The sequence below is a fragment of the Streptomyces sp. KLMMK genome (assembly GCF_036961605.1).
GTDB lineage: Bacteria > Actinomycetota > Actinomycetes > Streptomycetales > Streptomycetaceae > Streptomyces > Streptomyces telluris.
The window spans coordinates 1-8,275 of sequence record NZ_JBAMDC010000292.1 but is presented as its reverse complement, the minus strand read 5'-3'; the positions used below and the strand labels follow the sequence as shown (position 1 = coordinate 8,275).

Genomic DNA, 8,275 nt, shown 5'->3' with positions numbered 1-8,275 from the left:
CGCTCGCGGCGCGTCGCGTCAGCGGCCGCGGGCCGCCGAGATCACGGGGCCGGACATGGCCGCCTCGCCCTTGGCGTTCGGGTGGAACGGGGCGGCCGGGTTCTCCGGCTGGGCGCCTTCGATCCAGCGGTCCGCGGTGGGCTTGCACACGTCGTGGCCGAGGGTCGGCTTGTAGGTGTCCGCGAAGCGGACGCCGGCCTTGCGGGCCTCGCCCTGCAGCATCGTGTTGAGCTTCTTCTCGGTGTCCCGCAGGTAGGGGACGTCGCCCGCGGCGATCGGCACGGCCGGGAAGCAGCCGACGCCGTCCTCCGGCATGATCGCCGGGTAGCCGACGAGCACCACGCGCGCGTGCGGGGCGCGCTTGTGCACGTCCTTCAGCACCTTGGCGACCTTGGGCGCGGCGTCGGCGATGCGGGCGGTGAGCTGGTCCGTGCCGCCCTCGGTGTACTTCGTGCGGCAGGGGGCGCCGGCCGGGTCGGTGACGGACAGCTGGGCGCAGGTGCCGATGATGTCGCCGAAGCCGATGTCGTTGCCGCCGATGCCGAGCGTGACGAGGCGCGTGTTCCGGCCGAGCGCGTTGAGCTGCGGCGGGTTGTCGCCCTGGGCGCGCCACATGTCGTCGGTCTTCGCTCCGCTGCAGCTGACGTCCTTGAAGGACGTCTGGTGCAAGGCCTTCGCGGTGAGCGCCGGGTAGTTGACGCTGGAGCGGGCGCAGTCGCCGCCGGTCTGCTCGGGAACGCCGGGGGCGGAGGTGTAGGAGTCGCCGAGGGCGACGTAGCGCTGGCCGCCCGCGGGGGTCGCGGCCGTCCCGGCGTCCGCCGCCGTCGCGGTGCCGGCGAAGGACGCCGCCAGGGCAGCCGCCGCGCCGAGCGCCGCGAGTCCCTTCCCGTACCGCCCACCACGCTTGTGCGTGTGTGCCACCGATGCCTCCATGAAATTGTCCGGTGTACGTCTTGCGATGATCGCGGACGTCAGACTCGCCGGGCGGTGACCGTCTGTCAACTGACGGCCCGAGGTTAAATTGGAGTGCAATACTCGAATTAGGTAGAATGCAGATGTGCGATTGACCAAGAGCACCGACATAGCGCTGCGCATCGCCATGCGCCTGGCCGTGACCGGCGACGACAGCCCGACCACCCGTGAGGTGGCCGAGGCGGTCGGCGTGCCGTACACCCATGCCGCCAAGGTGGTCAGCAGGATGCAGCACCTGGGAGTCGTCGAGGCCCGCCGGGGCCGCGGCGGCGGACTCACCCTCACCACCGCCGGGCGGACGGGCTCCGTCGGCCGGCTGGTGCGCGAGCTGGAAGGCGCCGGCGACGTCGTCGGCTGCGAGGACGATCCACCCTGCCCGCTGCGCGCGGCCTGCCGGCTGCGCGGGGCCCTGCGGAACGCGCAGGAGGCGTTCTACGCCTCCCTGGACCCCCTTACGGTCGAGGAGCTGACCGGGCCGCCGACCGGGCCGGTCCTGCTGAGCCTCGGCACGCGGCCGCAGGACTGAAGGCCCTCCCCTCCCCGCGGTCCTTCGCACGACCAAAAATATGCATTCAAGATGCCAATTAAGGAGCGCCGATGCTGTCCCCCAAGTCGACCGAGATCGTCCGCGCCACCCTCCCCGCCGTCGGCGGCGCCATCGGTGAGATCACCCCGCTCTTCTACGACAAGCTCTTCGCCGCCCACCCCGAGCTCCTGCGCGACCTCTTCAACCGCGGCAACCAGGCGAACGGCACCCAGCAGCAGGCCCTCGCCGGCTCCATAGCCGCCTTCGCGACCGCCCTGCTCGAGCACCCGGGGGCCCGCCCCGACGCGATGCTCGCGCGGATCGCCCACAAGCACGTCTCGCTGGGGATCGCCCCCGAGCAGTACCACGTCGTCCACCTGCACCTCTTCGCGGCCATCGCGGAGGTCCTGGGCGAGGCGGTCACCGAGGAGGTGGCGGCCGCCTGGGACGAGGTCTACTGGCTGATGGCCAACGCCCTCATCGCCCTGGAGGCCCGCCTGTACGAGCAGGCCGGCGCCGCCGCCGGGGACGTCTTCCGCCCGTACCGCGTCACCGGCCGCATCGAGGAGACCGCGGAGGTCACGACCTTCCTGGTCCAGCCGCTGGACGGCCGCCCGCTGCCCGCCGCCCGCCCCGGGCAATACGTCTCGGTGCGAACGGAGCTCGCGGACGGCGCCCGGCAGATCCGTCAATACAGCCTTTCCGGCCACCCCGACGACGCCCTGCAGTTCTCCGTCAAGCGCGTGACCGGCGACCCCGACGGCGAGGTCTCCCACCACCTCCACGACCACGCGCGCGTGGGCACCACGCTGATGGTCGGCGCGCCCTGCGGGGACGTGGCCCTGGACGAGGGCACCTCCCCCGTCCTGCTGGCCTCCGCCGGCATCGGGTGCACCCCGATGACCGGGATGCTCTCCCACCTGGCCGCGACCGGCTCGCACCGCCGCGTGATCGCCGTCCACGCCGACCGCAGCGAGGCCACCCACGCCTTCCGCAGCGACCTGCTGCAGCTCATGGAGAAGCTCCCCGACGCGGTCGCGCACATCTGGTACGAGCAGCCCGAGGGCGACTGGCCCGCCGACCGCACGGGTTACGCCGACCTCTCCCGCATCGAGATCCCTGCGGGCACCACGGCTTACCTCTGCGGCCCGCTGCCCTTCCTCCGCTCGGCCCGCACGCAGCTCCTGGCGGCGGGCGTCGCGGCCGCGGACATCCACTACGAGGTCTTCGGCCCGGACCTGTGGCTGGGGCAGGACGCCTGACCGCCAGGGGCCCGCGAGTCACCGATGGGGCGCCGTCACCCACCGGCGCCCCATCCGTACACCAGAACCCCTCTTCGTTAGCACCTTCGAGTGACGGGCGGTTCTCCGGCCGGCCGGAGGGAAGAGTCATCGCACTCACGTCCGAGGAGGGCTCTCATGCCGCACTCATCCGCGCGTTCGCTCCTCCGCCTCCTCACCACCCTGCTCGCGGCCCTCTCGCTGGGGGCGCTCATGGCCGGCCCCACGGCCGCCGAGAGCAAGCCCTTCGCCGCGCGCACGGTCTCGATGATGAACTTCGAGTTCGCCCCGCAGTCGCTGACGGTCAACGCCGGCGACACGGTCACCTGGGTCAACAACAGCGGCAGCACGCACACCACCACGTCCGACGCACCGCGCTGGGACTTCACCGTCGGCCCCGGCCAGTCGTCCCCGCCCGTGTCCTTCAACACCCCGGGGACCTTCCCCTACCACTGCACCCCTCACGCGGGGCTCGGCATGACGGGCACCATCACCGTCCAGTAGCCGCCGCGAGCGTCACGGATGGATCTGCCCGGCACCCGGCAGCAAGGTGCCGGGCTCCGCCGGGGCGACCTCCACCGCCTCCGTCTTCAGACTGCGGCGCTGGCGCCTGGCGACCCACGTCGCGAACCACGACAGGAGCATGCACATGCCGATGTAGATCGGGGAGATGACCATGACGACGGGGATGAACGGCAGCCCGTAGTCGAGGTTGCTGGCGATGAGCTTGCCCGCGTGCAGGAACTCCTCGTAGGTGATCAGGAAGCCCAGCGAGGTGTCCTTGAGCGCCACGACCAGCTGGCTGATGATCGTCGGCAGCATGGCACGGACCGCCTGCGGCACGAGGACGTGGGTCATCACCTGCGTCTTGCGCATCCCGAGGGCGTACGCCGCCTCCCGCTGGCCGCGGTCGACGGAGTTCACCCCGCTGCGGAAGACCTCGGCGAGCACCGAGCCGTTGTAGAGCGTGAGCCCGGTGACGAGGGCCGGCAGCGGCTGGACCTTGAGGGCCACGAAGACGAAGAAGATCATGACCAGGACCGGCATGGCCCGGAAGAACTCCACGAAGAGCGTGGCGGTCCAGCGCAGGATCCGGTGCTCGGACAGCCGGCCCGCGGCGAGCAGCCCGCCGAGGGCGAGGGAGAGCACGGCGGCGTAGGCGAAGGCCTTGAGCGTGTTGCCGAGGCCGCGCAGCAGCAGCTCCTGGATGCCCTCGTAGGCGAAGGGCCGCCACTTCTCCGCCGTGAACTGGTTGGTGTCGAACAGCAGGTAGATCACCCCGGCGACGATCCCCAGGATCACGGCGGTGGAGACCAGCCCGTAGATCAGGTGGCGCCGCCGGGCCATGGGCCCGGGGATGTCGTAGAGCGCGGTGTCGGTCATCGGGGCACTCCCCAGCGCTTCTCCAGCACGTTGAAGATCGCGCTGATGGACAGGGTGACGATCAGATAGCCGACGGCGATCCAGATGAAGGACCAGATGACGCTGTAACCGAGCTCGTTGAGCGGCTTGTACGTGCCGAGGAGCTCGGTCACGCTGAACGACCCGGCGATCGCGGAGTTCTTGGCGAGCGCGATCAGCGTGGAGCCGACCGGCGGGATGACGGAGCGGAATGCCTGCGGCAGCACGACCAGGCTCAGGGTCTGGGCGAAGGTCATGCCCAGGCTGCGGGCCGCCTCGCCCTGCCCGGTCGGCACGGTGTTGATGCCCGAGCGCAGTGCCTCGCAGATGAAGGCCGACGTGTAGCAGCCGAGGGCGAGGACGGCGAACAGCTCGAAGGGCAGGACGACGCCGAAGCGCGGCAGGCCGAGCAGCACCGCGAAGAACAGCAGCGTCAGCGGGGTGTTGCGCAGCACCGTCACCCACACCGTGCCGAAGACCCGCAGGGAGCCGACGGGGGCGACCCGGAAGGAGGCCATCACAAAGCCCAGGGCGAGGGCAAGCAGCGAGGCGTAGACGGTGAGTTCCACGGTGCCGAGCAGGCCCTCGCCGTAGAGGGAGAGGTTGTCGGTGAGCACGTTCACAGCGGGACTCCTCAGCTCGCCGGATAGCGGTCGACGGCGGGCGGCGGCGGGGCGGGCACCCCGGAGAGGCCGAGCGTCGCGTCGTACGCCTTCTTCCAGTCGCCGTTCTTCTCGTGGGCCTCGATGGCGTCGTCCAGGGCGAAGCGCAGGGCGTTGTCGCCGCGGGGCACGCCGATGCCGTAGGGCTCCTTGGAGAAGGGCTTCCCGGCGATCTTCAGCTCGTCGGGGGCCTTGGCCGCGAAGCCCATGAGGATGGTGTCGTCGGTGGTGACGGCGTCGACCTGGAGGCTGAGGAGGTTGTCCACGCAGACCGAGTAGGTGTCGTAGGCGACGGCGATGGCCTTGGGGTACTCGCGCTGGATGCGCTGCAGCGGGGTGGAGCCGGCGGCCGAGCAGACGCGCTTGCCCGCCAGGTCCTGGGGTCCGTTGATGTCCGTCTCGTCGGTGCGGACCAGCAGCGACTGCCCGGCGATGAAGTACGGCCCGGCGAAGCCGACCTGCTTCTTGCGCAGGGCGTTGATGGTGTAGGTGCCGACGTAGTAGTCGATCTGGCCGTTCTGGAGGGCGGTCTCGCGGTTGGCGGAGGCGATGGTGCGGAACCGGATCGTCTTGGGGTCGAAGCCCAGGGAGGCGGACATCATGCGGGCGATCTCGATGTCGTAGCCGGAGTAGACGCCGGTGGCGGGGTCCTTCTCGCCCATGTAGGGCTGGTCCTCCTTGGCGCCGACGACCAGGTGGCCACGGGCCTTCGCGGCCCGCCAGGTGGGCGAGCCGGGGAGCTGGAACGCCTTGTCGACCGTGTAGACGGGCAGCTCCTCGGGTTTGGGGCCCTTGACGGGCGGGCTGCCGGGCTTGCCGCAGGCGGCGGCGAGCAGGGCGAGCCCGGCGAGGACCAGGCCGGCGGCCCGCCGGCCCCGTGTGCGGGTCCCCGTGAGGTGCCGGGTCCCTTGCCCGTTCCGGTTCTTCCCTTGCCTGTTCCGGTTCCCTTGCCTGTTCATGTGCGCAGCACTCCCCGCTCAGTGCTTGAGGATCTTGGAGAGGAAGTCCTTGGCGCGCTCGCTCTCGGGTGCGGTGAAGAACTGCTCGGGGGAGCGGTCCTCGACGATGCGGCCGTCGGCCATGAAGACCACGCGGTTGGCGGCGGAGCGGGCGAAGCCCATCTCGTGGGTGACGACGACCATCGTCATGCCGTCCCGGGCGAGCTGCTGCATGACCTCCAGCACCTCATTGATCATCTCCGGGTCGAGCGCGGACGTGGGCTCGTCGAAGAGCAGGGCCTTGGGCTCCATGGCCAGGGCGCGGGCGATGGCCACGCGCTGCTGCTGGCCGCCCGAGAGCTGGGCGGGGTACTTGTCCGCGTGGGCGAGCAGGCCGACGCGCTCCAGCAGCTCGCGCGAGCGCCGGTCGGCCTCCTCCTTGGAGCGCTTGCGGACCTTCACCGGCGCCAGGGACACGTTGGCGAGCACGGTCTTGTGGGCGAAGAGGTTGAAGGACTGGAAGACCATCCCGACCTCGGCACGCAGCTTGGCGAGCTCGCGTCCCTCCTCGGGCAGCGGGTGCCCGTCGAGGAGGATGGTGCCGGACTCGACGGGTTCCAGCCGGTTGATCGCCCGGCACAGGGTGGACTTGCCGGAGCCGGAGGGGCCGATGACGACGACCACCTCGCCCCGGCCGACGGTGAGGTCGATGTCCCTCAGGACGTGCAGCTCGCCGTAGTGCTTGTTGACACCACGTAGTTCGATCAGGGGATCGACGGCCATGCCCAGTCCCGCCCACTCTCCGCGCTCTTCGGGTCGACGCTCACCATCCGGGCAAGCTATTCCCCTCCATAGGGGACTTCAGCCATGACACGCGTTCATATGGGCATTCGTTGCACATTGCCCGCCATTTGCCCTAGGTACACAGACCGGGCCTGGGTACCTAGCCTGAGGGGGACGGACTGGGGGAACTCGGGGGAAAGGAGCCGGGGGTGGGCGACAGCAGGCCCGTCTACCAGCGCATCGCGGACGATCTGCGCCGGCGCATCGACGAGGGCGGGCTCACCGTGGGAGAGCGCATCCCCTCCCGCTCCGAGCTCAAGCGCACCTACGCCGCGAGCGACCAGACCGTGGACCGGGCGGTGCGCGTGCTGAAGGCCGCCGGGTATGCGGAAGGCCAGTTCGGGCGGGGCGTGTTCGTCACCGACCGGGCACCCCTGGGCAGCCTGCTCCGCTCCACCGGGGCCGTCGACTCCCCCTTCGCCGCCCAGATCCGGGGCTATGGGCCGCCCGTCCCGCGCCGGGGCGAGCAGTCCGGCCGGCAGCCGCAGCCCGATGGCGGCACCGCCCGTAACACCACCCTTACGTGGGAAGCGTCGTCCACCGAAACCGCCGCCCCGGAGCGGATCGCCGAGCGGCTGCACATCGGCGTGGGCACCCGCGTGCTCTGCACGCACTACGAGTACCTGGCCAACCGGCACCCCGTGCAGCTCGCCACCAGCTGGGAGCCGCTCGCCATCACCGAGGGCACGGACGTCGCCCTGCCCGAGCGCGGCCCCTACGCCCGGCGCGGGGTCCGCGGGCGCCTGGCGGCCATCGGCATCCGGGTCGTGCGCGCCCGGGAGCTCGTGGGCTCCCGGCCGGCGAGCACGCCGGAGGCCGAGGCGCTCGGCTGCGCCGCGGGCAGCTGCGTCACGGTCATCGAGCGCACGCACTTCGACGGCGACGGCCGGGCCGTGGAGACCTCCGACATCGTCGTGCGCGCCGACCGGTGGCGGGTCGAGTACGACATCGCCTTCACCAGCTGAGACCGCTCCCCCGGCCCGCCCCTGTCCCGTCCCCGTCCTGCGGGCCGCCGCCGGCCGCCCGCCGTCCCACCCAGCTCGCCCGGGGGGGTCAGTTCTCCGCGAGCTCCGCGTACAGCTGCGACAGCTCCGGTGCGCCGTCGGCCGCCCACTCGCGGCCCGCCTCGACCACGTCGACCTCCCGGCCGTTGGCGAGCCGCACCACCGGCTGGCCGTCCGGCCAGATCCACCACCCCGCGCCCGGCACCGTACGGATGACGACCGTGCCCAGGTAGAGGCCCGCGTCGTTGCCCAGCCAGGGCACCAGCTCCGGATCGTCCCGCCAGCGCGGCTGCAGCTGGTCCAGCGCCTCCAGGGAAGCGGGGGAGTCGTCGAGCACCACCCCTGCGGACTGCGCGTGCGTGCGCAGCAGTTCGCACTCGGACAGCAGCTCCGCAAGACCTTCCGGGTCGCGGTCGACCGCGTTCGCCAGCGCCCCGCCGCGCCCCGGTCCGTGTCGCTTTCGCCAACTGTCCAAGAAGGGAATGTTCATACCGGACAGGATCGCACTCGCACGGATGGCCCCACCACAGGCGCGCGGCGTCCGACGTGACCGGATGGCCTCCTTGACGTTGCCCATACGTCTCCTTAGCTTCATGCAGCCACTGACCGAGCGGGGAACCAAGGGAGGCATGAGACACATGCTGCTCCG

Annotated in this window: 10 protein-coding genes; 4 read left to right on the top strand and 6 right to left on the bottom strand. The window is 71.1% G+C overall.

Going from position 1 to position 8,275, the window contains the following annotated elements:
• Positions 1 to 18: 18 nt before the first annotated feature.
• Complete coding sequence (locus V7793_RS28545) at positions 19 to 921, bottom strand: SGNH/GDSL hydrolase family protein (RefSeq protein WP_336011640.1); 903 nt, start codon at positions 919 to 921, stop codon at positions 19 to 21.
• A gap of 136 nt (positions 922 to 1,057) precedes the next feature.
• Here V7793_RS28545 and V7793_RS28540 point away from each other — a divergent pair, with 136 nt between their 5' ends.
• From V7793_RS28540 to V7793_RS28530, 3 genes are all read left to right on the top strand, one after another.
• Positions 1,058 to 1,498: an RrF2 family transcriptional regulator gene (locus V7793_RS28540; protein WP_336011638.1), complete on the top strand. Its 441-nt coding sequence runs from the start codon at positions 1,058 to 1,060 to the stop codon at positions 1,496 to 1,498.
• A 71-nt stretch (positions 1,499 to 1,569) separates the two neighbouring features.
• Positions 1,570 to 2,760 (top strand): globin domain-containing protein, encoded by a 1,191-nt coding sequence (locus tag V7793_RS28535; protein WP_336011636.1) that lies wholly within the window; start codon positions 1,570 to 1,572, stop codon positions 2,758 to 2,760.
• Between the two features lie 156 nt (positions 2,761 to 2,916).
• Positions 2,917 to 3,282, top strand: coding sequence for a cupredoxin domain-containing protein (locus V7793_RS28530; RefSeq protein WP_336011633.1), 366 nt, complete (start codon positions 2,917 to 2,919; stop codon positions 3,280 to 3,282).
• Between the two features lie 12 nt (positions 3,283 to 3,294).
• Here the strand turns inward: V7793_RS28530 and V7793_RS28525 are convergent, their stop codons facing one another.
• From V7793_RS28525 to V7793_RS28510, 4 genes are read right to left on the bottom strand one after another with little or no spacing between them, the layout of a single operon-like run.
• Positions 3,295 to 4,161 carry an amino acid ABC transporter permease gene (locus V7793_RS28525; protein ID WP_336011630.1) on the bottom strand — a complete coding sequence of 289 codons (867 nt, stop codon included), beginning with the start codon at positions 4,159 to 4,161 and terminating at the stop codon, positions 3,295 to 3,297.
• Entirely contained in the window at positions 4,158 to 4,802 is a 645-nt protein-coding gene (locus V7793_RS28520) for an amino acid ABC transporter permease (protein WP_336011627.1), read from the bottom strand. The genes V7793_RS28525 and V7793_RS28520 overlap by 4 nt, the downstream gene beginning before the upstream one ends.
• Positions 4,803 to 4,813: 11 nt before the next feature.
• Positions 4,814 to 5,800 carry a glutamate ABC transporter substrate-binding protein gene (locus V7793_RS28515; protein WP_336011623.1) on the bottom strand — a complete coding sequence of 329 codons (987 nt, stop codon included), beginning with the start codon at positions 5,798 to 5,800 and terminating at the stop codon, positions 4,814 to 4,816.
• A gap of 18 nt (positions 5,801 to 5,818) precedes the next feature.
• On the bottom strand, positions 5,819 to 6,562 hold the full coding sequence (locus V7793_RS28510) for an amino acid ABC transporter ATP-binding protein (protein WP_336011620.1): 744 nt from the start codon (positions 6,560 to 6,562) through the stop codon (positions 5,819 to 5,821).
• A gap of 209 nt (positions 6,563 to 6,771) precedes the next feature.
• On the opposite strand from V7793_RS28510, the gene V7793_RS28505 reads away from it, so the two are divergent.
• Entirely contained in the window at positions 6,772 to 7,587 is an 816-nt protein-coding gene (locus V7793_RS28505) for a GntR family transcriptional regulator (RefSeq protein WP_336011617.1), read from the top strand.
• An 88-nt stretch (positions 7,588 to 7,675) separates the two neighbouring features.
• Here the strand turns inward: V7793_RS28505 and V7793_RS28500 are convergent, their stop codons facing one another.
• Positions 7,676 to 8,116, bottom strand: a complete 441-nt coding sequence (locus V7793_RS28500; RefSeq protein WP_336011614.1) for a DUF6278 family protein — start codon at positions 8,114 to 8,116, stop codon at positions 7,676 to 7,678.
• Between the last annotated feature and the right edge of the window lie 159 nt (positions 8,117 to 8,275).

What these genes read in the sequence shown, in the direction of transcription:
- V7793_RS28510 (WP_336011620.1), bottom strand. Translation starts at nt 6,562, where the DNA reads ATGGCCGTCGATCCCCTGATCGAACTACGTGGTGTCAACAAGCACTAC.
- V7793_RS28525 (WP_336011630.1), bottom strand. Translation starts at nt 4,161, where the DNA reads ATGACCGACACCGCGCTCTACGACATCCCCGGGCCCATGGCCCGGCGG.
- V7793_RS28530 (WP_336011633.1), top strand. Translation starts at nt 2,917, where the DNA reads ATGCCGCACTCATCCGCGCGTTCGCTCCTCCGCCTCCTCACCACCCTG.
- V7793_RS28535 (WP_336011636.1), top strand. Translation starts at nt 1,570, where the DNA reads ATGCTGTCCCCCAAGTCGACCGAGATCGTCCGCGCCACCCTCCCCGCC.
- V7793_RS28515 (WP_336011623.1), bottom strand. Translation starts at nt 5,800, where the DNA reads ATGAACAGGCAAGGGAACCGGAACAGGCAAGGGAAGAACCGGAACGGG.
- V7793_RS28500 (WP_336011614.1), bottom strand. Translation starts at nt 8,116, where the DNA reads ATGAACATTCCCTTCTTGGACAGTTGGCGAAAGCGACACGGACCGGGG.